Source organism: Nocardioides sp. B129/18 (genome assembly GCF_055282735.1).
This window is the reverse complement of the sequence record NZ_JBUZJI010000004.1, coordinates 73,762-97,127: the sequence shown is the minus strand read 5'-3', so window position 1 is coordinate 97,127 and position 23,366 is coordinate 73,762. Positions and strand designations below refer to the sequence as shown.

General features: G+C 73.9%; 23 protein-coding genes and 1 riboswitch. Of the genes, 5 read left to right on the top strand and 18 right to left on the bottom strand.

Going from position 1 to position 23,366, the window contains the following annotated elements:
* The 4 genes from ACZDWJ_RS04355 (at window position 1) to ACZDWJ_RS04340 (ending at window position 7,223) form a co-directional block, all read left to right on the top strand.
* Window positions 1-1,185, top strand: a complete 1,185-nt coding sequence (locus tag ACZDWJ_RS04355) for an exonuclease SbcCD subunit D (protein ID WP_463519694.1) — start codon at window positions 1-3, stop codon at window positions 1,183-1,185.
* On the top strand, window positions 1,185-4,223 hold the full coding sequence (locus tag ACZDWJ_RS04350) for an AAA family ATPase (protein WP_463519693.1): 3,039 nt from the start codon (window positions 1,185-1,187) through the stop codon (window positions 4,221-4,223). Before ACZDWJ_RS04355 ends, ACZDWJ_RS04350 begins: the two co-directional genes overlap by 1 nt.
* A 73-nt stretch (window positions 4,224-4,296) precedes the next feature.
* Entirely contained in the window at window positions 4,297-5,823 is a 1,527-nt protein-coding gene (locus ACZDWJ_RS04345; RefSeq protein WP_463519692.1) for a TldD/PmbA family protein, read from the top strand.
* Window positions 5,823-7,223, top strand: coding sequence for a metallopeptidase TldD-related protein (locus tag ACZDWJ_RS04340; RefSeq protein ID WP_463519691.1), 1,401 nt, complete (start codon window positions 5,823-5,825; stop codon window positions 7,221-7,223). The genes ACZDWJ_RS04345 and ACZDWJ_RS04340 overlap by 1 nt, the downstream gene beginning before the upstream one ends.
* A gap of 40 nt (window positions 7,224-7,263) precedes the next feature.
* On the opposite strand, the gene gcvP is transcribed toward ACZDWJ_RS04340, so the two are convergent.
* The 15 genes from gcvP to ACZDWJ_RS04265 all read right to left on the bottom strand — a co-directional run bounded on the left by gcvP (window position 7,264) and on the right by ACZDWJ_RS04265 (window position 21,441).
* On the bottom strand, window positions 7,264-10,122 hold the full coding sequence (gene gcvP / locus ACZDWJ_RS04335; RefSeq protein ID WP_463519690.1) for an aminomethyl-transferring glycine dehydrogenase: 2,859 nt from the start codon (window positions 10,120-10,122) through the stop codon (window positions 7,264-7,266).
* Window positions 10,123-10,195: 73 nt separating this feature from the next.
* Window positions 10,196-10,286: riboswitch (glycine riboswitch) on the bottom strand.
* 102 nt (window positions 10,287-10,388) lie between these two features.
* Window positions 10,389-10,988 carry a MerR family transcriptional regulator gene (locus ACZDWJ_RS04330; protein ID WP_463519689.1) on the bottom strand — a complete coding sequence of 200 codons (600 nt, stop codon included), beginning with the start codon at window positions 10,986-10,988 and terminating at the stop codon, window positions 10,389-10,391.
* Window positions 10,989-11,162: 174 nt separating this feature from the next.
* Window positions 11,163-11,642, bottom strand: coding sequence for a bifunctional nuclease family protein (locus tag ACZDWJ_RS04325; protein WP_463519688.1), 480 nt, complete (start codon window positions 11,640-11,642; stop codon window positions 11,163-11,165).
* Between the two features lie 34 nt (window positions 11,643-11,676).
* Window positions 11,677-12,423 (bottom strand): transcriptional regulator FtsR, encoded by a 747-nt coding sequence (gene ftsR / locus ACZDWJ_RS04320; RefSeq protein ID WP_463519687.1) that lies wholly within the window; start codon window positions 12,421-12,423, stop codon window positions 11,677-11,679.
* Between the two features lie 10 nt (window positions 12,424-12,433).
* Entirely contained in the window at window positions 12,434-12,958 is a 525-nt protein-coding gene (locus ACZDWJ_RS04315; RefSeq protein ID WP_463519686.1) for an FHA domain-containing protein, read from the bottom strand.
* A 125-nt stretch (window positions 12,959-13,083) separates the two neighbouring features.
* Window positions 13,084-13,470, bottom strand: a complete 387-nt coding sequence (gene gcvH / locus ACZDWJ_RS04310; protein WP_463519685.1) for a glycine cleavage system protein GcvH — start codon at window positions 13,468-13,470, stop codon at window positions 13,084-13,086.
* Window positions 13,471-13,537: 67 nt separating this feature from the next.
* Window positions 13,538-14,338 carry a DUF881 domain-containing protein gene (locus ACZDWJ_RS04305; RefSeq protein ID WP_463519684.1) on the bottom strand — a complete coding sequence of 267 codons (801 nt, stop codon included), beginning with the start codon at window positions 14,336-14,338 and terminating at the stop codon, window positions 13,538-13,540.
* Window positions 14,331-14,663, bottom strand: coding sequence for a small basic family protein (locus ACZDWJ_RS04300; protein WP_224127391.1), 333 nt, complete (start codon window positions 14,661-14,663; stop codon window positions 14,331-14,333). Before ACZDWJ_RS04300 ends, ACZDWJ_RS04305 begins: the two co-directional genes overlap by 8 nt.
* The gene (locus ACZDWJ_RS04295) at window positions 14,660-15,595 is read right to left on the bottom strand and encodes a DUF881 domain-containing protein (RefSeq protein ID WP_463519683.1); all 936 of its coding nucleotides are present in this window, start codon (window positions 15,593-15,595) and stop codon (window positions 14,660-14,662) included. The genes ACZDWJ_RS04300 and ACZDWJ_RS04295 overlap by 4 nt, the downstream gene beginning before the upstream one ends.
* A gap of 1 nt (window position 15,596) precedes the next feature.
* Window positions 15,597-16,271, bottom strand: a complete 675-nt coding sequence (locus tag ACZDWJ_RS04290) for a CDP-alcohol phosphatidyltransferase family protein (protein WP_463519682.1) — start codon at window positions 16,269-16,271, stop codon at window positions 15,597-15,599.
* Window positions 16,252-17,304, bottom strand: a complete 1,053-nt coding sequence (locus tag ACZDWJ_RS04285; RefSeq protein ID WP_463519681.1) for a hemolysin family protein — start codon at window positions 17,302-17,304, stop codon at window positions 16,252-16,254. Before ACZDWJ_RS04285 ends, ACZDWJ_RS04290 begins: the two co-directional genes overlap by 20 nt.
* Window positions 17,301-18,716, bottom strand: a complete 1,416-nt coding sequence (locus ACZDWJ_RS04280) for a hemolysin family protein (RefSeq protein ID WP_463519680.1) — start codon at window positions 18,714-18,716, stop codon at window positions 17,301-17,303. The genes ACZDWJ_RS04285 and ACZDWJ_RS04280 overlap by 4 nt, the downstream gene beginning before the upstream one ends.
* 257 nt (window positions 18,717-18,973) lie before the next feature.
* Window positions 18,974-19,438: a hypothetical protein gene (locus tag ACZDWJ_RS04275; RefSeq protein ID WP_463519679.1), complete on the bottom strand. Its 465-nt coding sequence runs from the start codon at window positions 19,436-19,438 to the stop codon at window positions 18,974-18,976.
* A gap of 123 nt (window positions 19,439-19,561) precedes the next feature.
* Window positions 19,562-20,287, bottom strand: a complete 726-nt coding sequence (locus tag ACZDWJ_RS04270) for an enoyl-CoA hydratase (protein ID WP_463519678.1) — start codon at window positions 20,285-20,287, stop codon at window positions 19,562-19,564.
* 128 nt (window positions 20,288-20,415) lie between these two features.
* Window positions 20,416-21,441 (bottom strand): NADP-dependent oxidoreductase, encoded by a 1,026-nt coding sequence (locus ACZDWJ_RS04265; protein ID WP_463519677.1) that lies wholly within the window; start codon window positions 21,439-21,441, stop codon window positions 20,416-20,418.
* Between the two features lie 75 nt (window positions 21,442-21,516).
* On the opposite strand from ACZDWJ_RS04265, the gene ACZDWJ_RS04260 reads away from it, so the two are divergent.
* Entirely contained in the window at window positions 21,517-22,113 is a 597-nt protein-coding gene (locus ACZDWJ_RS04260; protein WP_463519676.1) for a TetR/AcrR family transcriptional regulator, read from the top strand.
* Between the two features lie 29 nt (window positions 22,114-22,142).
* Here ACZDWJ_RS04260 and ACZDWJ_RS04255 read toward each other — a convergent pair whose 3' ends face one another.
* The 3 genes from ACZDWJ_RS04255 to ACZDWJ_RS04245 form a co-directional block, all read right to left on the bottom strand.
* Complete coding sequence (locus tag ACZDWJ_RS04255; RefSeq protein ID WP_463519675.1) at window positions 22,143-22,334, bottom strand: hypothetical protein; 192 nt, start codon at window positions 22,332-22,334, stop codon at window positions 22,143-22,145.
* Window positions 22,335-22,398: 64 nt separating this feature from the next.
* Complete coding sequence (locus ACZDWJ_RS04250) at window positions 22,399-22,605, bottom strand: hypothetical protein (RefSeq protein WP_463519674.1); 207 nt, start codon at window positions 22,603-22,605, stop codon at window positions 22,399-22,401.
* A 48-nt stretch (window positions 22,606-22,653) separates the two neighbouring features.
* Window positions 22,654-23,325 carry an HAD family hydrolase gene (locus ACZDWJ_RS04245; RefSeq protein ID WP_463519673.1) on the bottom strand — a complete coding sequence of 224 codons (672 nt, stop codon included), beginning with the start codon at window positions 23,323-23,325 and terminating at the stop codon, window positions 22,654-22,656.
* Between the last annotated feature and the right edge of the window lie 41 nt (window positions 23,326-23,366).

The window sequence follows — 23,366 nt, the reverse complement described above, 5'->3', positions numbered from 1 at the left end:
GTGCGCATCCTCCACACCTCCGACTGGCACCTGGGCCGGTCGTTCCACCGCGAGGGCATGCTCACCCACCAGGCGGTGTTCGTCGACCACCTGCTCGAGGTCGTCGAGTCCGAGGCCGTCGACCTCGTGCTGGTCGCGGGCGACGTCTACGACCGCGCGCTCCCGCCGGTCGACGCCGTGCGCCTGGCCGACGAGGCCCTCGTCCGGCTCGCGGCCTCGCGCGCCCGGGTGGTGCTCACCAGCGGCAATCACGACTCCGCCCAGCGTCTGGGCTTCTCCTCGCGCCTGATCGACGCCGCCGGCGTGCACCTGCGCACCGACGTCTCGGCGGTCGGCACGCCCCTCCTCCTCGAGGACGCGCACGGCCCGGTCGCCGTCCACGGCATCCCCTACCTCGACCCCGAGGCCGTCGCCGGCCCCTGGGCGCTCGAGCGCCGCTCCCACGAGGCCGCGCTGGGCGAGGCGATGCGCCGCATCCGCGCCGACCTCGCCGGGCGGCCGGGCGTGCGGTCCCTCGTGATGGCCCACGCCTTCGTCGGCGGCGGCTCGGTGACGCCCCGCGAGTCCGACTCCGAGCGCGACATCAGCGTCGGCGGGGTCTCGATGGTGCCGGGAGCGCTCTTCGACGGCATCTCCTACACCGCGCTGGGGCACCTGCACGGGCGCCACGTCCTCGACGACGCGCTGCGCTACAGCGGCTCGCCGCTGGCCTACTCCTTCTCCGAGACCGACCACGCCAAGGGCTCCTGGCTCATCGACCTCGGCGCCGCGGGCGTCGAGTCGGCCACCTTCGTCGAGGCCCCCGTGCCGCGCCCGCTGGCCCGGCTCCGCGGCGAGCTCGAGACGCTGCTCGCCGACCCCGCGCTCGAGGCGCACGAGCAGAGCTGGGTCCAGGTCACCCTCACCGACGTCGAGCGTCCGCTGCAGGCCATGGAGCGGCTGCGTCGCCGCTTCCCGCACGCGCTGGTGCTCGGGTTCGACTCCCTCGCACCGACGCTGGGCTCGCTGCCCGCCACCCGCAGCCAGGGGCGCACCGACCACGACATCGCGCAGGAGTTCCTCGTCGCGATGCGCGGCCGCGCACCCGAGAAGGACGAGGCCGCCCTGCTGCGCCGCGCCGTCGACGCCTGCTGCGACGACGACCAGGCCGACACCCTCTTCTCCCTCGAGGACCTGGTGGGCTGATGCGCCTGCACCACCTCGAGATCACCGCCTTCGGGCCGTTCGCCGACACCGTCGAGGTCGACCTCGACACGCTCTCGGCGGCGGGCCTCTTCCTGCTCTCAGGGCCCACCGGCGCCGGCAAGACCAGCGTCCTCGACGCCGTCTGCTTCGCGCTCTTCGGCGACGTGCCCGGCGATCGCGCCGTCGCCAAGCGGCTGCGCTGCGACCAGGCCGCCCCGGGCGTGCAGCCGCGGGTGCGCCTCGAGGCCACCCTCGGCGGCCGCCGGCTGCTGATCTCGCGCACCCCGGCCTGGGAGCGGCCCAAGAAGCGCGGCACCGGCCTGACCTCCGAGCACGCCAGCGTCACCGTCAGCGAGCTGCGCGGGGGTGCCTGGAGCCCGCTGACGAGCCGTCTCGACGAGGCCGGCGACCTCCTCGGCTCGCTGCTCGGCATGAGCCTCACCCAGTTCACGCAGGTGGCCCTGCTCCCCCAGGGCCGGTTCCAGGCCTTCCTGCGCGCCCGCGCCGACGAGCGTCACCAGCTGCTCCAGCGCCTCTTCCGCACCGGCCGCTTCGAGGACGTCGAGCGCTGGCTGCGCGAACGACGGCTCGACCAGCGCCGCCGCCGCGACGCGCTGCTCGGCGAGATCGCGGTGCTCACCGGGCGGGTCCTCGAGGCCGGCGACGCCGCGCTGCCCGACGGCGTCGAGGGCGTCGAGGCCGAGCACCTCGCCGAGCCCGCCCAGGACGGCACGCTGCTGGCCTGGGCGCAGTCCCTGCGCACCACGACCACCGAGGCGCTCACCCGCGCCACCGACGTCGTCGCCGCCACCGCCGACGCCGAGGCGGAGTCCGCCGAGCGCCTCCGCGCGGCCGAGGCGCTCGCCGAGGCCGTCACCCGCATCGTCGCGCTGCGACGCGAGGAGCACGACCTCGCCGCCGCGGCCGACGAGGCCGCCGCCGCGGAAGAGCGACTCGCCGCCGCCCGCCGGGCCGCCACGGTGCGTCCCTACCTCGAGCTCAGCACCCGGGCCGCTCGGCGCAGTGCCGAGGCGGTCCGCGACCGCGCGACGGCGCTCGCCGCGCTGGCCCCGCACGACCTCGCCACGGGCGAGCCCGACCTCGACACGCTGTCCCACCGCGCCGCCGAGGCCGCAGAGCGCGTGGCCGCCCTGCGCGCCGCCCTGCCGCAGGAGCGGCGCCTGCAGGAGGTCCGGCGGCGCCGCCCCGAGGTCGCTGCGCGCCACGGGGCGCTCGCCCTCGACGCCCGCGCCCTCGACGAGCGGGCCGCGCTCCTGCCGCGGCTGCTCGAGGAGGCCGTGAGCCGCCGCGACACCGCGCTCGCGGCCGAGCAGCGCGTCGAGGCGCTGGAGGCCCGGGCCGCCGAGCTCGAGCGCCGACGCACCGCGCACGTCGAGCACGCTCGGCTCTCCGCTCAGCTGCTGCCCGCGCGCCAGGCCCACGTCGAGGCGCGGAGCGCGGCGCTCAGCGCCCGCGAGCACCTGCTCGAGCTGCGCGAGGCGCGCATCGCCGGCATGGCCGCCGAGCTCGCCACCGGGCTGGCCGTCGGCGCGTGCTGCCCCGTCTGCGGCTCCGCCGACCACCCGCACAAGGCCACCTCCCAGGGCGTGGTCGACGCCGACGTCGAGCGGACCGCGCAGCACGCCCTCGACGACGCCCAGGCCCTGGAGCACTCCCGGGCCGAGGCGGTCCGCGACCTCGAGGTGACCCTCACCCGCCTCGAGGAGCGTGCCGGCGGGAGCACCCTCGAGGTCCTCGAGGCGGAGTCGACCGCGCTGGCCGAGGAGCTCTCGGCCACCCGGAGCGCCGCCCTCGACCACGCCCCCGCTCGCGAGCACCTGGCCGCCCTGGAGGCGGAGGCCGACGACCTCGCCGCCCGCGCCACCGCCCTGCGCACCGAGGCGGCCGTCCTCGCCGAGCGCGAGATCGCCCTCGCCACCGAGCAGGACGAGCTCTCCCACGCGCTCACCGCGCTCCTCGGCGCACACGAGTCCGCCACCCTCGCCGATGCGCTCACCGCGGCCGAGGGAGTTCGACGACGTCTCGAGCAGGCCGCGGCGGCCCTCGCCGCCGAGCAGACGGCCCAGGAGGCCCACCGCGAGGCCGAGGGCGACCTCGCCGCGGCGCTGGCGGAGGCGGCCCTGCCCGACCGCGACGCCGCGCTCGCCGCGATGCTCGACGACCGCACGCTCACGGCGCTCACCGAGCAGGTCGAGGCGCAGGGCGCCCGTCGCGCCGTCGCGGCGCGCACCCGCGCTGCCCTGGAGGCCTCCCACCCGACCCTCCTCCTCGACCCCGCGCCGGTCGCGCCCGACCTTGCCGTGCTCGCCGCGCAGCACGAGGCGGCCGGTGCGGCGCTCGCCGAGGCCCGCACGGCGCTGGCCCGCGCCACCGAGCGCGCGGGGCGCCTGGCCTCGCTGCTGGGCGAGCTCGAGTCCCTCCTCGCCTCCTGGGCACCCCTCGCCCGCGAGCACGAGCGCACGGCCAGGCTCTCGGCGTTCGTCGAGGGCAAGTCGGCCGACAACCGGCTCCAGATGCGGCTCTCCGCCTACGTCCTGGCCTACCGCCTGGCGCAGGTCGTCGAGGCCGCCAACGTCCGGCTCGGTCGGATGACCGACCAGCGCTACCGGCTCGAGCACACCGCGGAGCGGGGGCAGCGCGAGACCCGCGGCGGCCTGGGCCTGCTGGTGCGCGACGACTGGTCCGGCGAGGCCCGCGACCCCGCGACGCTGTCCGGCGGCGAGACCTTCGTCGTCTCCCTCGCGCTGGCCCTCGGCCTGGCCGACGTCATCACCGGCGAGGTCGGCGGGGCGAGCCTCGACACGCTCTTCGTCGACGAGGGGTTCGGCTCCCTCGACGCCGACACCCTCGACGACGTCCTCGACACCCTCGACGCGCTGCGCGACGGCGGACGCGTGGTCGGCGTCGTCAGCCATGTCGCGGAGATGCGCGACCGCATCCCGACCCAGCTGATCGTCGGGAAGTCGCGCGCCGGATCGACGCTGAGGGTGCGGATCGGCACCACCGAGCAGGCCTGACACCCGGCCCTGCCCCCGCCCTGCCCCCAGCCCTGGAAGCCAGCCCTGGGGGGGCATCGCCTAGGTTCGAGTCATGAGCGCAGCCGCGATCGACGCCTCGTTCCTCGACCTGCCCCGGCAGGCGCTCGCGGAGGCCGCGCTCGCGCGGGCCCGGGCGCTGGGAGCCAGCCACGCCGACGTGCGGATCGAGCGCATCCGCCACCAGCACATCGCGGTGCGCGACGAGGTCGTGCAGGCGGTGCGTGACGCGGAGGACCTCGGCATCAGCGTGCGCGTCGTGCACCGCGGCGCCTGGGGGTTCGCGGCCGACGTCGTCCTCACCCCCGAGTCGGCCGTGCGCCTGGCCGAGCAGGCGATCGCGGTCGCCGAGGTCGCGGCGGCGATGACCACGCGTCCGGTCGAGCTGGCACCCGAGCCGAGCCACGGCGAGGTCACCTGGGTCTCCTCCTACCGCACCGACCCGTTCGCGGTGCCGGTGGCCGAGAAGAGGGGTCTGCTCGTCGACTGGACGGCCCGGCTGCGGCGCCACGACGCCGTCGAGCACGCCTCCGCGAGCGTGCAGCAGGTGCAGGAGTGCACCTACTACGCCGACCTCGCCGGCACTCGCGCCACCCAGCAGCGCATCCGGCTCGAGCCGTCCTTCGAGGCGATGGGCAGCCACGGCGATCTCTTCGACTCCCTCACCTCCCTCGCCGCCCCCGTCGGACGCGGCTGGGAGTACCTCACCGACGCCACGATCCCGGGTGGGCACGACTTCGACGCCGAGATCGCCCGCACGCCCGAGCTGCTCGCCGAGAAGCTCCGCGCGCCGAGCGTCGAGGCCGGGCGCTACGACCTCGTCATCGACCCCACGAACCTGTGGCTGACGATCCACGAGTCGATCGGCCACGCCACCGAGCTCGATCGCGCGCTGGGCTACGAGGCCAACTACGCCGGCACCAGCTTCGCCACGCCCGACCGCCTCGGCAGCCTGCAGTACGGCTCGCCGATCATGCACGTCACCGGCGACCGCACCGTCGAGCACGGCCTCGCCACGGTCGGCTACGACCACGAGGGCGTCGAGGCGCAGTCGTGGGACCTCGTGCGCGACGGCGTGCTGGTGGGCTACCAGCTCGACCGGCCCACCGCGGCGCTGCTGCCCGAGGTGAGCGGCGGACGGTCGAACGGCTGCGCCTATGCCGACTCCCCCGGGCACATCCCCATCCAGCGGATGGCCAACGTCAGCCTCCAGCCCGATCCCGACGGGCCCTCCACCGAGGAGCTGGTCTCCCGGGTGGAGCGCGGGCTGCTCATCGTCGGCGACCGCTCGTGGTCGATCGACATGCAGCGGTTCAACTTCCAGTTCACCGGTCAGCAGTTCCACCGCATCGAGGACGGCGAGCTCAAGGGCCAGGTGCGCGACGTCGCCTACCAGGCCACCACGACCGACTTCTGGGGCTCGATGGAGGCCGTCGGCGGACCGCAGACCTGGGTGCTCCATGGCGCCTTCAACTGCGGCAAGGCGCAGCCGGGCCAGGTCGCCGCCGTCAGCCACGGGGCGCCGTCGGCGCTGTTCCGCGACGTCCGCGTGCTCAACACCACCGAGGAGGGTGGCCGCTGATGACCACCGACGCACCCGTCACCGCCCAGGAGCTCGTCGAGCGCGGCCTGGGGGCCAGCCGCTCCGACGACTGCATCGTCATCGTGCAGGAGTCCTCCAGCGCCAACCTGCGCTGGGCCAACAACACGCTCACCACCAACGGCGTGATGCGCTCGCGCAGCGCCACCGTCGTCGCCTTCGCGCGCTCGGCCGACGGCGTGGGCGTGGGCTCGGTGTCCGGCAGCGCCGGCGACCTCGCCGCGCTCCTCGCGCTGGTCGAGGCAGCCGACGTCGCCGCGGGCCAGGCGCCGCCGGCCGAGGACGCCGCCGAGCTGGTGGCAGGGCGGGCCTCCGACGACTGGGACGCCGCCCCCGGCGCCACCGACATCGGCGTCTACGGCCGCTTCGCCCCGGCGCTCGGCGAGGCGTTCTCCCGCGCGAGCGCGGCCGACCGGATCCTGTACGGCTTCGTCGACCAGCACGTCGCCACCACCTACCTCGGCTCCACCACCGGGCTGCGGCTGCGCCACGAGCAGCCGTTCGGCCACTACGCCTGCACGGGCAAGCCCACCGACCTCTCGCAGTCGGCCTGGGTCGGGGGCGCCGCCACGGACGTCGGCTCCGTCGACGCGCTCGCCCTCGACGACCAGATCGCCCGGCGCCTGGCCTGGGGGCGCCGACGCATCGACCTTCCGGCCGGCCGCTACGACACGATCCTGCCGCCCGGCTCGGTGGCCGACCTGGTGATCGACGCCTACTGGAACGCCGGCGCCCGCGTCGCGCACGAGGGCCAGTCGGCGTTCTCGCGTCCCGGCGGAGGCACCCGCATCGGCGAGCAGCTGGTGCGCCCCGGCGTCCACCTGCGCTCCGACCCCGCCTTCCCCGGCCTGGAGTGCGCCCCGTTCACCGTGGCCTCGTCGTCGAGCAACCAGACCTCGGTCTTCGACAACGGCCTGCCGTTGGGGCCCACCGACTGGCTGCGCGACGGCGTCGTCACCGCGCTCCTGCAGACCCGGCACTCCGCGGGCCTCACCGGCCAGCCCACCACCCCGGCGGTCGACAACCTCGTGCTCGAGGTCGACGGCGCCTCCGGCACCCTGGAGGACCTCGTCGCCGGCACCGAGCGCGGCCTGCTGGTCACCAGCCTCTGGTACATCCGCGAGGTCGACGCCCAGTCGCTCCTGCTCACCGGCCTGACCCGCGACGGCGTCTACGTCGTCGAGGACGGCGAGATCGTCGGCGTCGCCAACAACTTCCGGTTCAACGAGAGCCCGCTGGACCTCCTGCGCCGCTTCAGCCACGCCTCGGCCACCGAGCGCAGCTTCAGCCGCGAGTGGGGTGACGACTGGTTCTCCCGCACCGCCACCCCGGCCCTGCGGGTGCCCGACTTCCACATGTCGAGCGTCTCCCAGGCCCTCTGAGGTCCCGAGAGCCCCCGAGAGCCCCCGAGAGCCCCGTCCCTCAGGACTCCTCGGCGAAGACCTCCGGCGAAGGGCAGGAGCACTGCAGGTTCCGGTCGCCGTAGGCCTGGTCGATGCGCGAGACGGTCGGCCAGTACTTGTCGGGGTCGATGCCCGCGGGGAACACGCCGACCTCGCGGGAGTACGCGCGGTCCCACTCGCCCACGAGCGAGCGGGCGGTGTGCGGCGCGTGGCGCAGCGGGGAGTCCTCGGGGGTCCACTCCCCCGCGGCGACGCGATCGATCTCGCCCTTGATGGCGATCATCGCCTCGCAGAACCGGTCGATCTCGGCGAGGTCCTCGGACTCGGTGGGCTCGACCATCAGCGTGCCCGCCACCGGGAACGACATCGTCGGAGCATGGAAGCCGTAGTCGACCAGCCGCTTGGCGACGTCGTCGACGGTGACGCCGGTGTCCTTGGTGATGCCGCGGACGTCGAGGATGCACTCGTGGGCGACCAGCCCGTTCTCGCCGCGGTGCAGCACCGGGAAGTGGCCGTCGAGACGGGCCGCGACGTAGTTGGCCGCGAGCACCGCCACTGCGGTGGCGCGGGTCAGGCCCTCGCCGCCCATGAGCCGCACGTAGGCCCACGAGATCGGCAGGATGCCCGCCGAGCCGTAGGGCGCGGCCGAGATCGGGCCGATGCCCTCGCGCTTGTCGGCCTCGGGGTGCTGGGCGTGGGTGGGCAGGAACGGCGCGAGGTGCGCCCGCACCGCCACCGGACCGACGCCGGGGCCACCGCCGCCGTGCGGGATGCAGAAGGTCTTGTGCAGGTTCAGGTGCGAGACGTCGCCGCCGAACAGGCCGGGCTTGGCGTAGCCGAGCAGGGCGTTGAAGTTGGCGCCGTCGACGTAGACCTGGCCGCCGTAGCGGTGCACGAGGTCGCAGAGCTCGGTGATGGAGCCCTCGTACACGCCGTGGGTGGACGGGTAGGTGACCATGATCGCGGCCAGCGAGTCGGCGTGCCTCTCGCACTGCTGGTGCAGGTCGGAGAGGTCGACGGTGCCGTCGTCGGCCGACTTCACGACCACGACGCGCATGCCGGCCATGACCGCCGACGCGGCGTTGGTGCCGTGGGCCGAGCTCGGGATCAGGCAGACGTCGCGGCCGACGTCGCCGCGGCTGCGGTGGTAGCCGCGGATGGCCAGGAGACCGGCCAGCTCGCCCTGGGAGCCGGCGTTGGGCTGGATCGAGACGCGGTCGTAGCCGGTGACCTCCGCCAGCCAGCCCTCGAGCTGGTCGACCATCTGCCGGTAGCCCTCGGCGTCCTGGGCCGGGACGAAGGGGTGCAGGTCGGCGAAGCCCGGCAGCGAGACCGGCTCCATCTCGGTGGTGGCGTTGAGCTTCATCGTGCACGAGCCGAGCGGGATCATGCCGCGATCGAGCGCGTAGTCGCGACCCGAGAGACGGCGCAGGTAGCGCAGCATCTGGGTCTCGGAGCGGTGCTCGTGGAAGACGGGGTGGGTCAGGTAGGACGTGGTGCGCCGGGGCACGACGTTCAGCAGCCCGGGTCCGCCGCCGTAGGCGACGTGCTCGCCCTCGGGATAGGCGTCGAATGAGCGCAGCACCTGGGCGACGACGCGGCCGTCGCAGGTCTCGCCGACGCTGATGCCGACGGTGTCGGCGTCGACCAGGCGCAGGTGGATCCCGCGCTCGCGGGCGGCCGCGACGACGTCCGCCGCCCGACCGGGCACGCGGGCCTGGAGGGTGTCGAAGTACGCCCGGTGCACCAGCTCGATGCCGGCGTGCTCGAGCAGCGCGCCGGTCGTGGCGGCGTGCTCGGCGATCCGCTCGGCGATCGCCCGGAGCCCCTCGGGACCGTGGTAGACGGCGTACATCGAGGCGACGTTGGCCAGCAGCACCTGGGCGGTGCAGATGTTGGAGGTCGCCTTGTCGCGGCGGATGTGCTGCTCGCGGGTCTGCAGCGCGAGGCGGTAGGCCGGGCGGCCCTCGGCGTCGACCGAGACGCCGACGAGGCGGCCGGGCAGATGACGCTCGAGGCCGGCGGAGACGGCCATGAAGCCTGCGTGCGGGCCGCCGTAGAAGAGCGGGACGCCGAAGCGCTGCGAGGAGCCGACCACGACGTCGGCCCCGAGCTCGCCGGGCGCCTCGAGGAGCGTGAGCGCGAGGAGGTCGGCCGCCACGACGGCCAGGCCACCGCGGGCGTGGGCGAGCTCGATGGCCGGGCGGGGGTCGAGGACGCGACCCGACGCGCCGGGGTACTGCACGAGCACGCCGCACACCGGGCCCTCGGGCACGGCGGCGTCGAGTGCGGCGGCGTCGCCCGCGAGGTCGACGACGACGACCTCGATGCCCATCGCCTCGGCGCGGGTGCGCACGACCTCGATGGTCTGCGGCAGGGCGTCGGCGTCGACGACGAAGGGGCCGGCGGCCTTGCGGTTGGCGCGGCGCACCAGCGTCATCGCCTCGGCTGCGGCGGTGCCCTCGTCGAGCAGCGAGGCGTTGGCGGTGGGCAGGCCGGCGAGGTCGGAGACGACGGTCTGGAAGTTCAGCAGGGCCTCGAGGCGTCCCTGGGAGATCTCGGGCTGGTACGGCGTGTAGGCGGTGTACCAGGAGGGGTCCTCGAGGAGGTTGCGGCGGATCACCGGCGGGGTGACCGTGGCGTGGTAGCCCAGGCCGATCATCGACTCCGCGGTGCGGTTGGCGCCGGCCAGCGCCCGCATCGCCGCGGCGACCTCGGACTCCGAGGCGGCCTCGGGCAGGTCGAGCGGCTCGCGGGTGCGGATGCTGGCGGGCACCGCGGCGTCCATGAGCGCGTCGAGCGAGTCATGGCCCAGGGCGGCGAGCATGGTGGCGACGTCGGCGTCACGGGGACCGATGTGACGATCGGCGAAGGACATGGGGCTCCTCGAGGTCGGGAGGTCACGGGCTCCCTCCCCCTCAGTCGCAGCGTCGTCGCCGCTCCAGAGTCGCCTCCTCCGCACGGTCCTGGCGCCTGAGAGTTCCGGGGAGGAGTTGCCCCTTCGGCGCTCCGGTCGGACCGGAGCTCTCCCGTGCGGGATGGTCAGCGGGGCCCAGGCTACCGGGTCGGGCCCCGGACGCGACGAACCGCCCGGCGCGTGCCGGGCGGTTCGTGGAGGACGTGCGGTGGTGCGGTGCGCTCGGGTCAGCCGGCGGTGCGGGCCGCGCGGCGGGCGGCGAGCTCGTCGCCGGCGACCGGGGCGGCGCCGTCGGAGTCGGCGGCGCGCTCGCTGGGCAGCTCGGCGAGGGTGCCCTCGATCTCGCGCCAGACGCCGCCGATCGCGATGCCGAAGACGCCCTGACCGCCCTGGAGGAGGTCGATGACCTCGTCGTTGCTGGTGCACTCATAGACCGAGGCGCCATCGGACATGAGGGTGACGCGGGTGAGGTCGTCGGTGCCGCGCTCGCGCAGGAACTCGACCGCGGTGCGGATGTTCTGCAGCGAGATGCCGGCGTCCAGGAGCCGCTTGATGACCTTGAGGATCAAGATGTCGCGGAAGGAGTAGAGCCGCTGCGAGCCCGAGCCGCTGGCCCCGCGCACGGTGGGCTCGACCAGGCCGGTGCGGGCCCAGTAGTCGAGCTGGCGGTAGGTGATGCCGGCGGCGTTGCAGGCCGTGGGGCCGCGGTAGCCGAGATCGCTGGGCAGCGGCGAGACGTCGTCGGTGAAGAGCAGACCCTGCTCCTCCGCGACCTCCTCGGCGCGCGCGGCGTCGACGTCACCGACTTGCTGCTCGTGCTCGTTCACGCGGTCCTCCGATGGCTACTCCGTTGAGCGTAACTCCGAAGGGGAAGGTGCGGGGACCGGTCAGATCACAGCGGTGGAGTTACAACAGAGACGGTTCACCGTACGGCCGGGCTCCGGAGGGGGTCAAAGACGTCGACGGCGTGTCGAACCCTCAATCTCAAGATGAGGGTGAGATCAGCCGGCGTTCGGGCCGGACTCGAAGTCCTCGGGGCTGACGTGGTCGAGGAACTCGCGGAACGCCTCGACCTCGTCCTCCTGCTCGGCGGGCACGGCGAGGCCGGCCTCGTCGAGCACCTCCTCGGCGCAGACGATCCGGCTGCCGGTGCGCAGCGCGAGGGCGATGGAGTCGGAGGGACGCGCGCTGACCTCGGCGCCCGAGGACAGCACGAGGGTGGCGAAGAAGATGCCGTCCTTGACGTCGGTGATGCGCACCTCGGTGAGGTCGTTGCCGGTGACCTCGAGGACGTCCTTGAGCAGGTCGTGGGTCAGGGGGCGGGGCGGGACCACGCCCTGCTGGGCGAAGGCGATCGCCGTGGCCTCCACGGCCCCGATCCAGATCGGCAGGTAGCGGTCGCCGCTGACCTCGCGCAGGAGCACGATCGGCTGGTTGGTCGGCATCTCGACCCGGACGCCCATCACATCGACTTCGCGCACGCCCTCACCCTAGCGCCGCGACCCAGCACGCGCGTCAGTGGCCGAGGCCGGCCTTCACCAGCGTGGCGTGCAGGCGCACCGACAGCGCCGCGACCTGCGAGGCGGCGTCCTCGGCGCGTGCGGCCGCAGCGGCGTCGCGCGACCGGGCCAGGGGCGCGGTGACCTGCTGCACCAGGCCGACCTCGCGGTCGGCGGCGGTCTTGAAGGCCCGCAGATGACGCGGCTCGATGCCGAAGTCGGCGAGCTCGCGGGCGGTCTGGGCGATGACGAGGTCGTCGGTGTCGTAGTGCCCGGTGCCGTGGCGAGCGGTGATCAGCCCGAAGCGCTCGAGCTCGGCCAGCAGCTCCTCGGAGACCTCGGCGACCTTGAGCAGCTCCTTGCGCGAGAGCCGCAGGCCGTCGCGCCGGCGGAACGACTCCGGGCTCGGCAGGCCGTCGGCGGCCAGGGCGACCGTGGGCACCGTCGGGACGACCGACTCGATCGGCGGCGGCTCGAGGCCACGGTCGATCGCGTCGAGGTGCTCCCCGATGACCCGCAGCGGCAGGTAGTGGTCGCGCTGCATGCGCAGGACGTAGCGCAGGCGCTCGACGTCGGCGACGGAGAACTTCCGGTAGCCCGCCGGCGTGCGCTCGGGCTTGATCAGGCCCTTGTCCTCGAGGAAGCGGATCTTCGGGATCGTGATGCCGGGGAAGTCCGGGCGCAGTCGGTCGAGCACCTCGCCGATGTTCATCCGATCGGGCGAGCCGCCGGCACCCGGCGTGGGCACGCTGGTGGGGCTCATGGGCGGGACCTCAGCCGGCCGGGTGGCCCGCGAAGTAGACGAGGCGGAACTTGCCGATCTGCACCTCGTCGCCGTCGCTGAGCGTGACGGTGTCGATGCGGTCGCGGTTGACGTAGGTGCCGTTGAGGCTGCCGGCGTCGGTGACGGTGAAGCCTCCGGAGGCCGTGCGGTGGAAGTCCGCGTGCTGCCGGGAGACGGTGACGTCGTCGAGGAAGATGTCGCTGTCGGGGTGGCGGCCGGCGCTGATGTCGTCGGCGTCGAGCAGGAAGCGGCTGCCCGAGCCCGGACCGCGCTGGACGATCAGCAGCGCGTGACCCGCGGGCAGGGCGTCGACGGCCTCGGCGTCGACGGGGTCGAGCGCGCGGTCGCTGGTGTCGCGGGCGTCGAGGCCGAGCTGGATCGTCGCGGTGCTCTCGACGCCGGCGTCGGCCACGGGCGGCGTGGCCGGGAGGTCGGTGACCAGGCGGTTGCCGCACTGGGCGCAGAAGCGGGCGTCATCGGGATTCTGCCTGCCACACGCGGTGCAGAACGGCATCGGGCTACTCCTCCGGCGTCGGTCGTCGCTCCCGGAGAACCCCGGGAACCCTCACCTGCAGGTGCAGGGTGATGGTTGGCCTCGAACCTACCAGCCACGCGCGGTGCGCGGGGCGGGACGGGGTCTCAGCCCTCGAGGCCCGCCTGGTAGGCGGCGGCGTCGAGGAGGCCGTCCAGCGCGGAGGGGTCGGCGGGGACGACCTCGAAGAGCCAGCCGGCGCCGTACGGGTCGGTGTTGACCAGCTCGGGGGTGGCGTCGAGGGCGTCGTTGACGGCCACGACCTCGCCCGAGACGGGGGCGTAGACGTCGCTGACCGACTTGGTCGACTCCAGCTCGCCGCAGGTCGAGCCGGCCTCCAGGGCCTCCCCCACGCTGGGCAGGGAGACGTAGACGATGTCGCCGAGGGCGTCCTGGGCGTACTGGGTGATGCCGATGCGCACCGAGCCCTCGTGCTCGCCGGGCGTGCGCACCCACTCGTGCTCGCTGGTGTAGGACAGGTCCTCGGGGTACACGTGGCCTCCTGGAAGCGTGGGCGGTGCGGGGTGGTGCGGAGCAGGGCCCAGGCCCTGCCCGGGCAGGCTACTGGGCGTCGGCCGGGGCGGCGAAGTCGGGATCGGTGACCGTGCGGACGGTGTCGATGTCGAGCGAGGTCTGCTCGTCGACCTTCACCCGGGCGCCGTCGGCGGCGAGGTCCTCGCTGGGTCCCTCGCGGAAGTAGATGGCTCCGTTGAGCGCGCTGGGATCGCCGATGACGTCGACGACGAACGGGGCGGTGAGCCGCTTGCCGTCGATGATGAGACCGCCGGTGGTGTCGGTGACCGACGTCGAGGCGATCACCCGCACCGAGCCGTTGACCTGCATCGACTCCGCGCCGGCGTTGCGCAGCTCCTGGATCATGTCGTAGAAGGTCGAGGCCTTCACCTTGCCGGAGACCTCGGTGATCGTGACGCGGATGCCTGGCCCGGACACCGGGACCAGGCCGGCGAGCACGCTGAGGGTCTCGTTCTCCTGGCGGGCCTGCTGCAGCGCCGTGCGCTGGGCGGTGGTGTCGGTCTCGAGCTGGCGCTTGGCGGCCTCGAGCCGGTCGACCTCGTCCTGGGCGCGCCGGGTCGTGCCGGCCAGGCCCGAGAGGACGTCGATGAGGTCCTGCTCGCGGTAGCCGGCGTAGGAGTCGCTGGACTGGTTCTGCTGGACCTGGGTGACCGCGCCGAACCCCATGGCGGCCAGCAGGACGGCCACCACGGCCTGGGCCCGGCTCGGCCGGCGCAGCGCGGCGACGAGGCGCCCGCGCCCGGTCTGGGGCGCCTGCTCCCCCGCGCTCTGCGTGCCGGGCTCGCGGGGCTCGGCAGGCTCGGCGGGAGCCGGGTCGTGCTCAGGCATGGAAGAGATGCCGTCGGATCGCGGCGACGTTGGAGAAGATCCGGATGCCCAGCACGACGATGACGCCGGTGGAGAGCTGGCCGCCGACGCCGAGCTGGTCGCCCACCCACACGATGGCGGCGGCGATGACGACGTTGCTGACGAAGGAGACGACGAAGACCTTGTCGTCGAAGATGCCGTCGAGGAACGCGCGGAACCCGCCGAAGACCGCGTCGAGGGCGGCGACGACCGCGATCGGGAGATAGGGCTCCAGCGACAGCGGGACGTCGGGCTGGACGACCAGGCCCACGACGACCCCGACCAGGAGTCCGAGGAGGGCGATCACGGATTGGTCTCCTTCAGGTCGGGACGACGGGTCTCGCTGACGTCCTTGGCCCAGCGCAGGCCGCGGCGCGGTGCCGCCGGCAGGGTCAGTCCGGTGTCGTCGTCGACATTCTGCATGGTGAGGCCGAAGCCGTACTGGTCGGCCAGGCCGATGAACTCCGCGCCGCTCTCGGTGTCGAGCAGATCGGCCTGGAGGCGCTTGGGGTCGCCGATGGCGCTCACCACGTACGGCGCGCGCAGCGGCGCGTAGTTGACGTTCACGACCGAGGCGGAGTTGCGGATCGCGGTCAGCGGGCTCAGGCGCTGGCCGTTGATCGAGATCGCCTCGGCGCCGGCCTGCCACAGGCCGTCGACGAGCCGACGCAGGTCGGTGTCGCGCACCAGCTCGCCGCCGTCGCCCGCGTCGGCGGCGTCCTTGACCGTGATCCTGACGCCGGGGCCGGTGACGGCGAGATAGCCGGTGGCGATCTGCAGGCGTCGCAGCCGGGCCTGCGTGGTGCCGACGACGCTGCGCAGCTGGGCGAGGGAGGAGGCGGCGTCGTCGTTGGCGCTCTGGTCCCGCTGGATCCGCTCCTGCTCCCCCGCGACGAGCCGGCGCTGGTCGTCGATGCGCTGGATCAGCGTGGCCCGGCCGGCCTCGGTGGAGTCGGCGTTGCGGGCGGTCTGGATGACCGCGGTCATCACCAGCAGCCCGAAGAGCGCCAGGACGGCGCCGGCGATGACGTGCGAGCGCTGCAGGCGGCCGGCGGACTCGTCGTCGTCGGCCGCGGCGACCTCCGCACGCCCCTCCTCCCGATCGCGGGCGGCGCGACGCTCGGCCGCGTGGAGGTAGTCCTCGTCGAGCGACTGCTGGGTGATGAGGGTGAGCAGCGGCGTCGTGACCCGCGCCGGCAGCGGCGCGGGCGGGGCCTCGGGCGTGGTCGGGCGGCCCACGTCAGGACCTGATCCGCTCCGTCGTCGCGAGCAGGCGCCGGACCTGGACGGCGTAGAGCACCCCGGCCCACCAGTACAGGCCGATGCCCCACAGCGCGAAGGACCAGCCGAACACGCGGGCGAGCTCGGCACCGACGCCCTCGCCGTCGCCGAGGAGCAGCAGCGGGAAGGCGTAGAGCAGGTTGAAGGTGGCCGACTTGCCGAGGAAGTGCACCGGCAGGGAGCTCAGGCCCCGCGTGCGCAGCAGCGGCACGAGACCCCACATGAGCGCGTCGCGCAGCGGGATGGAGATCGCCATCCACCACGGGATGACGTCGCGCAGGCCCAGGCCCACCACGACGGCGAGGATGTAGAGCCGGTCGGCGACGGGGTCGAGCACCTGGCCGACGACGGTGGTCTGGTTCCAGCGTCGGGCCAGCCAGCCGTCGAGGAAGTCGGTCGCCCCGGAGACCACGAGGACCAGCAGCGCCCAGCCGTCGGCCTCCGGCCCGAGCACCAGCCAGAGGAACAGCGGCACCCCGAGCAGGCGCAGGCCGCTCAGCACGTTGGGCACGGTCCAGACAGCGGTGCTCGCCGTCGTCGTCCCTGCCACGGGCAGCACCCTATCCGCGCCGTCGGCGGCCGTCGTCACAGCCACCCCGCGCTCGGCGTGCCGCTCATCCGACCGGCTCGTCATGGTGGGCGGCGTCGCGGATCTCGCCGATGAGCTCCTCGATGACGTCCTCGAGGGTCGCGACGCCGAGCGTGGTGCCCTCGGTGTCGACCACGCGGGCCATGTGGGCACCGCGGCGCTGGAGCTGCTCGAGCACCTCGTGGAGCCGGTCGTCGGGCCGCACGGGGGCGAAGGGCCGCACCCACTTGTCCTCGACCGCGCGCAGGCGACGGGCCTCGTCGGTCTCGAGGACGTCCTTGATGTGGAGGTATCCGACGAGGTCGCCGTCGGCGCCCTGCACCGGGAAGCGGCTGAAGCCGGTGCCGGCGCACAGCGCCTCGACGTCGGCCGCGGTGGCGCCGCGGGGCACCGTCGCCAGTCCGGCGGGCGGCATCAGGACGCTCGCGACGGTCTTCTCGGTGAAGCCGAGCGCGCCGGCGAGCCGGTCGTACTCGTCGTCCTGGAGCAGCCCCTCGCCGCGCGACTCCTCGACCATGGCCGCGACCTCCTCGCGGGTGAACGTCGAGGACACCTCGTCCTTCGGCTCGACGCGCAGCAGACGCAGCGAGGCGTTGGCCAACGCGTTGAGCGTCGCGATGAGCGGGCGCAGCACGGTGACGATGCCGAGCAGGAGCGGGCCGAGCACCAGGGCGGCGCGATCGGGTCCGGCGATCGCGATGTTCTTGGGCACCATCTCGCCGAGCACCACGTGGAGGAAGACCACGATCAGCAGCGCGATGGAGAAGGCGATCGGGTGCAGCAGGCCGTCGGGCAGGCCGAGGTCGTGCAGGACCGGCTCGAGCACGTGGGCGACGGCCGGCTCGCCGACGGCACCGAGGCCGAGGGAGCAGATCGTGATGCCGAGCTGGGCGCCGGCCATCATGAGCGAGACGCTCTCCATCGCCTGGAGGGTCGAGCGGGCCATCCGCGACCCGGCCTGGGCCTTGGGCTCGATCTGGCTGCGGCGCGCGGAGATCAGCGCGAACTCCGCGCCCACGAAGAAGGCGTTGAGGGCCAGCAGCAGGACGGCCAGCCCGATGGCGGCGGTGTCGCTCATCGCGGGTCCCCCTGCTCGCGGTGCTCGGGATGCTCGTGGTGCTCGGGGTGCTCGTCCTGGTCGACGTCCGGTCCGGTCGGCTCGAGGACCCGCAGGGAGAGCCGATCGATGCGCAGGCCGTCCATGTGCTCGACGGTGAGCACCGCGAGGCGCTGGCGCGGCTCGTCGTCGTCGGCGGCGGGATCGGGGACGGGGACCTCGGCGCGGTCGCCGGCGGTCGGGATGCGGCCGAGCAGCCGCAGCACCAGCCCGGCGACGGTGTCGTAGTCCTCGCCCTCGGGCAGGGCGATGTCGGTGAGGTCCTCGACCTCGTCGGGTCGCAGGAGCCCGGAGAGCAGCCAGCTGCCGTCGCGGCGCTGGCGGCCGCGTGAGGCGAGCCGGTCGTGCTCGTCGGCGATGTCGCCGACGATCTCCTCGATGACGTCCTCGAGGGTGACGATGCCGGCCTGGCCGCCGTACTCGTCGAGGACGATGGCCATCTGGAAGCCGTCCTCGCGCAGCAGGGCCAGCAGCGGGTCCAGGCGCATCGAGTCGGGGACGACGATCGGCCGGACCATCAGGTGCTTGACCTTCACGGTGGCCCGCTCGTGCACGGGCAGGGCCACGGCGTGCTTGACGTGCACCGTGCCGACGACGACGTCCTCGGCGTCGAGCACCGGGAAGCGGCTGTGCCCGGTGGAGCGCGCCATCTCGATGACGGTGATGGCGCGGTCGTTGGCCTCGAGGCTGGAGGTGCGCACGCGCGGGGTCATGATCTCGCCGGCGGTGCGGGTGCCGAACTCCACCGAGCGCTCCATGAGCTCGGCGGTGTCGGCGTCGAGGGTGCCCTCGTCGGCCGAGCGCTGGATCAGCGAGGCCAGCTCGGTGGAGCTGCGCGCGGAGCGCAGCTCCTCCTGCGGCTCGACGCCGAGGCGCCGGACGAGCGCGTTGGCCGAGCCGTTGAGCGCCTTGATCGGCAGCGCCGTCGCACGGGTGAAGGCCCGCATCGGACGCTGGGTGGCGCGCGCGGTCTCGAGGGGACGCGCGATCGCGAGGTTCTTGGGCACCAGCTCGCCGAAGAGCATCGTCAGCACGGTGCTCAGGGTCAGGCTGAGCGCGAGCGCGACCGGGCCGACGCCGCCGTCGGGCAGGCCGAGGGAGCGCAGCGGAGCGCGCACGAGCTCGGCGACCGCCGGCTCAGCCAGGAATCCGATCGCGAGGTTCGTGACCGTGATGCCCACCTGGGCGCCGGAGAGCTGCGTCGAGAGGGAGCGCAGCGCCTTCTGCACGCCGATCGCCCCGGCGTCGCCGTCGGCCGCGGCCTGGTCGACGCGCGTGCGGTCGACCGTGACGAGGGAGAACTCGGCGGCGACGAAGACGCCGCAGGCGAGCACCAGCAGGAGCGAGGCCGCGAGCAGCAGCCACGGCGTCATCGGAGCTCCCTCCGATGCGAGCGGCCCGGCTCAGGTCGCACGTGGGAGTGCGCCGGCTGTCGGGCGGGCGGAGGGAGCGGGCGACTTCGAGGGCCGTCCATCGTCGTGCGTCAGGGTCCTTCAGGGGTTCGGCGCGGAGCCGGAGGGGCTCCGACCCGGCGACGCCGGGTCGCGGCAGAGCCTAGCGGTCGGCCGGGCACGCCGTCCTCCCTCCGCACGGAGGGTGGGGGCGCCGGCCGACCGCGGGGACGGCTGGATCAGGAGCTGAGATCGACCTTGCAGGTGTCCTTGGCGTCCTTCTGGATCGCGTCGCTGGCCTTCTGGGTCTCGTCGCTGCCGATCTTCTGGATCTTCGAGCCGAGGTCGGCGAGCTTGGAGGCGTCGACGCCGGCGGGCAGCTTGCCCTGCTGGATGGTGGCGAGGTCGCTGAGCTTGACGCCGGCGCCGGCCAGGGCCTTCTCCAGCTCGCCGAGGGCGTCGTCGAGGGTCTTCCAGTCGTCGCGGACGCGGTCGGGCGCGGAGTCGGCGAAGTCGGAGACGGTCTTGAGGGCGTCGTCGAACTTGCTGACGTCCTGGTCGTCGAGGGCGTCGAAGACCGACTTGGCCTTCTTCAGCTGGCCGCAGTAGTCCGACGACGAGCTCGTGGAGTCGTCACCGCCGCAGGCGACGAGACCGGTCGCGAGGGTGGTGGTCACCGCCAGGGCGGCCAGGATGCGCTTCACGTGTTCCTCCAGGGTTGGTCCTCGACGTCGAGGAGCGTGCTGCCACTATCGCCTGCCGGGCCGCCGGCGTCATCACCGGGCCCAGCGGGCGGTCAGCCGCCGACCGGTGCTCGTCAGGGCCGGTCAGCGGCCGCGGAAGACCGGCGCACGTCGCTCGGTGCGGGCCGTCGCCGCCTCGCGGACGTCCTCGCTGGCCCAGCAGGCCGCGAAGGAGGCGTCGATCTCGGCGTCGTGCGCGGTGTCGACGAGGCGGCTGAGCACGAGCTTGTTGTGCGCCAGCGTCAGCGGGGCGAGGGTCGCGATCTCCTGGGCCCAGGCGAGCGCGGCGTCGAGGTCGCCGGCGCGGTCGGCGAGGCCGTGCTGCAGGGCCTCGTCGCGGTCGAGGGTCTCGGCGGCGAGCATCACCCGGCGCGCCACCCCGCCGCCGGCGACGTGGGCGAGCGCACGCATCGTCCAGGCGTCGACGGCCATGCCGTTGCGCGCGGTGGGCACCGCGAAGCGGGCGGACTCGTCGGCGACGCGCAGGTCGCAGGCCAGCGCCAGCTGGGTGCCGGCGCCGATCGCGGGGCCGTTGACGGCGGCGATGATGGGCACGGGCAGGCGGGTGAGGCCGTGCAGCATGCCGTAGAGGGCCTGGAGGAACTCATCGCCGTAGACGCCGGTGAGGTCGGCGCCGGAGCAGAAGGACGAGCCCTGGCCGGTGACGACGAGCACGCGCGCGCCGGCCTCGACCTCGGCGGCGGCCGCCGCGTCGATCGCCCGGCACTGGGCGAGGTCGAGGGCGTTGCGTCGCTCCGGACGCTGCAGCTCGAGGAGGGACACGGCTCCGTCACGCGTGGTGGCCAGCATGGCCCGCAATCTAGCGGCGCCGACGGCCCCGGTCCGCGCGCGTCCGCGCTGCTGGACCGGGGCCGTCGAAGGGCGACCCGAGGACCGTGGAAGGGACCGTCGAGGAGTTCCGTCGGGGTGAGCCCGGATTAGGCCGGCGGGGCGACCCGGACGACCATCTTGCCGATGTTCGCGCCGCGCATCATCTCCAGGAACGCGTCGACGGTGTTCTCGACGCCGTCGACGACCGTCTCGTCCCAGGCCAGGCGGCCCTCGGCGAACCACGGGGTGAGGCGCTCGCGGAACTCCGGGGCGAGGTGGCGGTAGTCGCCGAGGGTGAAGCCCTTCAGCGTCAGGCCCCGGGTGATGGCGTTGGCGAGGTTGCGCGGGCCGGGTGCCGGCTCGCCCTCGCTGTTGTAGGCGGAGATGGCGCCGCACAGGGCGGCCCGGCCGCCGTCGTTGAACGCGGAGAGGGCGGCCTCGAGGTGCTCGCCCCCGACGTTGTCGAAGTAGACGTCGATGCCGTCGGGCGCGGCGGCGGCCAGCTGCTCGCGGACGGGGCCGTCCTTGTAGTTGAAGGCGGCGTCGTAGCCGTACTTCTCGGTGAGGAGCGCGACCTTCTCCGCCGAGCCGGCCGAGCCGATGACGCGGGAGGCACCGAGGAGCCGGGCGAGCTGACCGGCGACGGTGCCGACGGCGCCCGCGGCGCCGGAGACGAAGACGGTGTCGCCCTCGCGGAGGTCGGCGATGGCGGTGAGCCCGACGTACGCGGTCAGGCCGGTGAGGCCGAAGAGGCCCAGGTGCAGCGAGCTGGGAGCGCCGGGGATCTCGGGGACGACCCGGAAGTCGCCGGCGTCCTCCTGGACGACGTCGCGCCAGCCGTGCTGGTGCAGCACCAGGGCGCCCACCGGGACGTCCTCGACGGTCGACTCCACGACGCGGCCGACGGCACCGCCGGTCATCGTCTCGCCGAGCGCGAAGGGCGGCACGTAGGAGCGGACGTCGTTCATGCGACCGCGCATGTAGGGGTCGACGGAGAGGAACTCGTTGACGACGCGGACCTGGCCGGGCCCGAGGTCGCCGTACTCGACCTGCACGGTGCGGAAGTCCTCCGGCGTGGGCCAGCCGGTGGGGCGGCGGACGAGCTGGATCTGGGTGCTGGTCTGGGTGGACATCACGGCCTCTCCTGTTTGTGTACTGACCGTTCCACAATAGACTGGAGCCCTGAGCACGCAAGCCACGGAGAGGTGATGGGACGCACAGCAGGCTTCGACCGCGACGACGTGGTCCGCGCCGCCCGAGCGCTGTTCTGGGAGCGCGGCTTCGACGCCGTCGGCATCGCCGACCTCGAACGCGTCACCGGCCTGGGGCGCTCGAGCCTCTACCACGCCTTCGAGAGCAAGCGCGGGCTCTTCGACGCCGCCGTGGCGAGCTACCTCGACGAGGTCATCGCCCCGCGATTGGCGCCGCTCTCGACCGGCGAGGTGGCCCCCGAGGCCCTCGACGGCTATCTCGCCGGTCTGCTCGAGGCCGTGCGCTCCCCCGCTGAGGCCACCGCCACCGGGTGCCTGCTGCTCACCGCGGCCAGCACGCCCATCGGCGCCGACGAGGCGGTGCGCGCGACCATCGCCGAGTACCGCCGCACGCTGCGCGACGCCGTGCGCCGAGGGCTGGTGGCCGTGCGTGCCGTGCCCACGGGCGTGGAGGCCGGTGTGGAGGCCGGCGCGGACCTCGAGCGCCGCACCGACGTCGTGACCTCGCTGGTGCTGGCGGCGCTCACCCTCGCGCGGGTCGACCGCGCCGAGGCGCAGCGCCTGCTCGGCACCGCACGCGAGCTCGCCGCCTGAGTCCTGTCCGTCCGCCTGCGCGGGCGGGCTCAGAAGGGGCTGCTGCGGTGGGGGCGCGCCGTCGGACGCGCGGGTGCGTCATAGACGCGCACCGCGCGTACCAGGCACCAGGCCATGGCGGCGATGAGCAGGCCGACGACGGTGCCGAGGAAGGCGATCCAGAACCAGACGCCGTGCAGGTCGCCACCGTGGGTGAGGACGGTCGTCGCGAGTGGGGTCATGCCGCCAGCCTCGCCGTCCGCGCGCCGCGGGTGCAGGGTCGCGGGCCCGCGGCACCCGGGACCTTCAGCCCTCGGCGGCCTCGCCGCCGGTGAGGTCGAGCGGCGTGCTGCGCAGGTGTCGCAGCACGTCGTGCAGGCTCGCGGCCAGCTCGGGGTCGGCGGCCAGCGTGGCCTGGGCCTCCTCGACGAAGCGCTCGAGGTCGCCGGGGGCGTCCTCCCCCACCCGGGACGACGGCACCTCGACGGCCGGCGCGGACTCGCTCTGGGACATCGGACCTTCTCCTCGCGACGCGTGGCGGGCGCTCGGGACGTCCCGATCCTACGGACGCGCCCCGAGGAGCGCCTCGGCCTCGGCGATCGTGGACACGGCGTCGCGGTGCTGGACCGCCGCCCAGCCGGCTGCCCGCGCGGCCTCGACGTTGGCCGCCGCGTCGTCGATCAGGAGCGTGCGCTCCGGCGCCACCCCGAGGAGGTCGGTGGTGAGGCGCAGGATGCGGGGGTCGGGCTTGGCCAGGCCGACCTCGTGGGAGTAGACGGCCAGCTCGACCATCTCGGTGAGCCCCCAGCAGGCGTCGTGCTCCCGCGCCCCGGGCGCGGAGTTGGAGAGCAGCGCCGTGTGCACGCCCCGCTCCCCCAGCGAGCGCACCCAGGCGGCGAGTGTCTCGTCGAGCGTGCCGACGTACCAGAGCCAGAAGTCGTCGACGAGGGAGGCGCGGGCGGCGTCGTCGAGCCCGAGCACCTGCGCCACGTGCGTCCACATCGCCTCCTCCTGGATGCCGCCGGTCATCGGGTCGCCGCTCAGCGAGTCGAACGCCTCCTGCAGGCGCTGCGGGTCGATGCCGGTGCGTCGGCACCAGGGTCCGGGGAAGACGTCGTCGTCCTGGATCTCCAGGACGCCGCCGATGTCGAGCACCACCGCGTCGATGGCCCGGTCGCTCCCCCCTCCACGCGTCGGCGAGGTCGGAGTCGGCTGCTGGGACGACGACGTCATCAGGGGCTCCTCCGCGGGACGGGACGGTGCGATCACATCGG

What these genes read in the sequence shown, in the direction of transcription:
- ACZDWJ_RS04350 (WP_463519693.1), top strand. Translation starts at nt 1,185, where the DNA reads ATGCGCCTGCACCACCTCGAGATCACCGCCTTCGGGCCGTTCGCCGAC.
- ACZDWJ_RS04345 (WP_463519692.1), top strand. Translation starts at nt 4,297, where the DNA reads ATGAGCGCAGCCGCGATCGACGCCTCGTTCCTCGACCTGCCCCGGCAG.
- ACZDWJ_RS04340 (WP_463519691.1), top strand. Translation starts at nt 5,823, where the DNA reads ATGACCACCGACGCACCCGTCACCGCCCAGGAGCTCGTCGAGCGCGGC.
- gcvP (WP_463519690.1), bottom strand. Translation starts at nt 10,122, where the DNA reads ATGTCCTTCGCCGATCGTCACATCGGTCCCCGTGACGCCGACGTCGCC.
- ftsR (WP_463519687.1), bottom strand. Translation starts at nt 12,423, where the DNA reads ATGAGCCCCACCAGCGTGCCCACGCCGGGTGCCGGCGGCTCGCCCGAT.
- ACZDWJ_RS04315 (WP_463519686.1), bottom strand. Translation starts at nt 12,958, where the DNA reads ATGCCGTTCTGCACCGCGTGTGGCAGGCAGAATCCCGATGACGCCCGC.
- ACZDWJ_RS04305 (WP_463519684.1), bottom strand. Translation starts at nt 14,338, where the DNA reads ATGCCTGAGCACGACCCGGCTCCCGCCGAGCCTGCCGAGCCCCGCGAG.
- ACZDWJ_RS04290 (WP_463519682.1), bottom strand. Translation starts at nt 16,271, where the DNA reads ATGACGAGCCGGTCGGATGAGCGGCACGCCGAGCGCGGGGTGGCTGTG.
- ACZDWJ_RS04285 (WP_463519681.1), bottom strand. Translation starts at nt 17,304, where the DNA reads ATGAGCGACACCGCCGCCATCGGGCTGGCCGTCCTGCTGCTGGCCCTC.
- ACZDWJ_RS04280 (WP_463519680.1), bottom strand. Translation starts at nt 18,716, where the DNA reads ATGACGCCGTGGCTGCTGCTCGCGGCCTCGCTCCTGCTGGTGCTCGCC.
- ACZDWJ_RS04270 (WP_463519678.1), bottom strand. Translation starts at nt 20,287, where the DNA reads ATGCTGGCCACCACGCGTGACGGAGCCGTGTCCCTCCTCGAGCTGCAG.
- ACZDWJ_RS04265 (WP_463519677.1), bottom strand. Translation starts at nt 21,441, where the DNA reads ATGTCCACCCAGACCAGCACCCAGATCCAGCTCGTCCGCCGCCCCACC.
- ACZDWJ_RS04260 (WP_463519676.1), top strand. Translation starts at nt 21,517, where the DNA reads ATGGGACGCACAGCAGGCTTCGACCGCGACGACGTGGTCCGCGCCGCC.
- ACZDWJ_RS04255 (WP_463519675.1), bottom strand. Translation starts at nt 22,334, where the DNA reads ATGACCCCACTCGCGACGACCGTCCTCACCCACGGTGGCGACCTGCAC.
- ACZDWJ_RS04250 (WP_463519674.1), bottom strand. Translation starts at nt 22,605, where the DNA reads ATGTCCCAGAGCGAGTCCGCGCCGGCCGTCGAGGTGCCGTCGTCCCGG.
- ACZDWJ_RS04245 (WP_463519673.1), bottom strand. Translation starts at nt 23,325, where the DNA reads ATGACGTCGTCGTCCCAGCAGCCGACTCCGACCTCGCCGACGCGTGGA.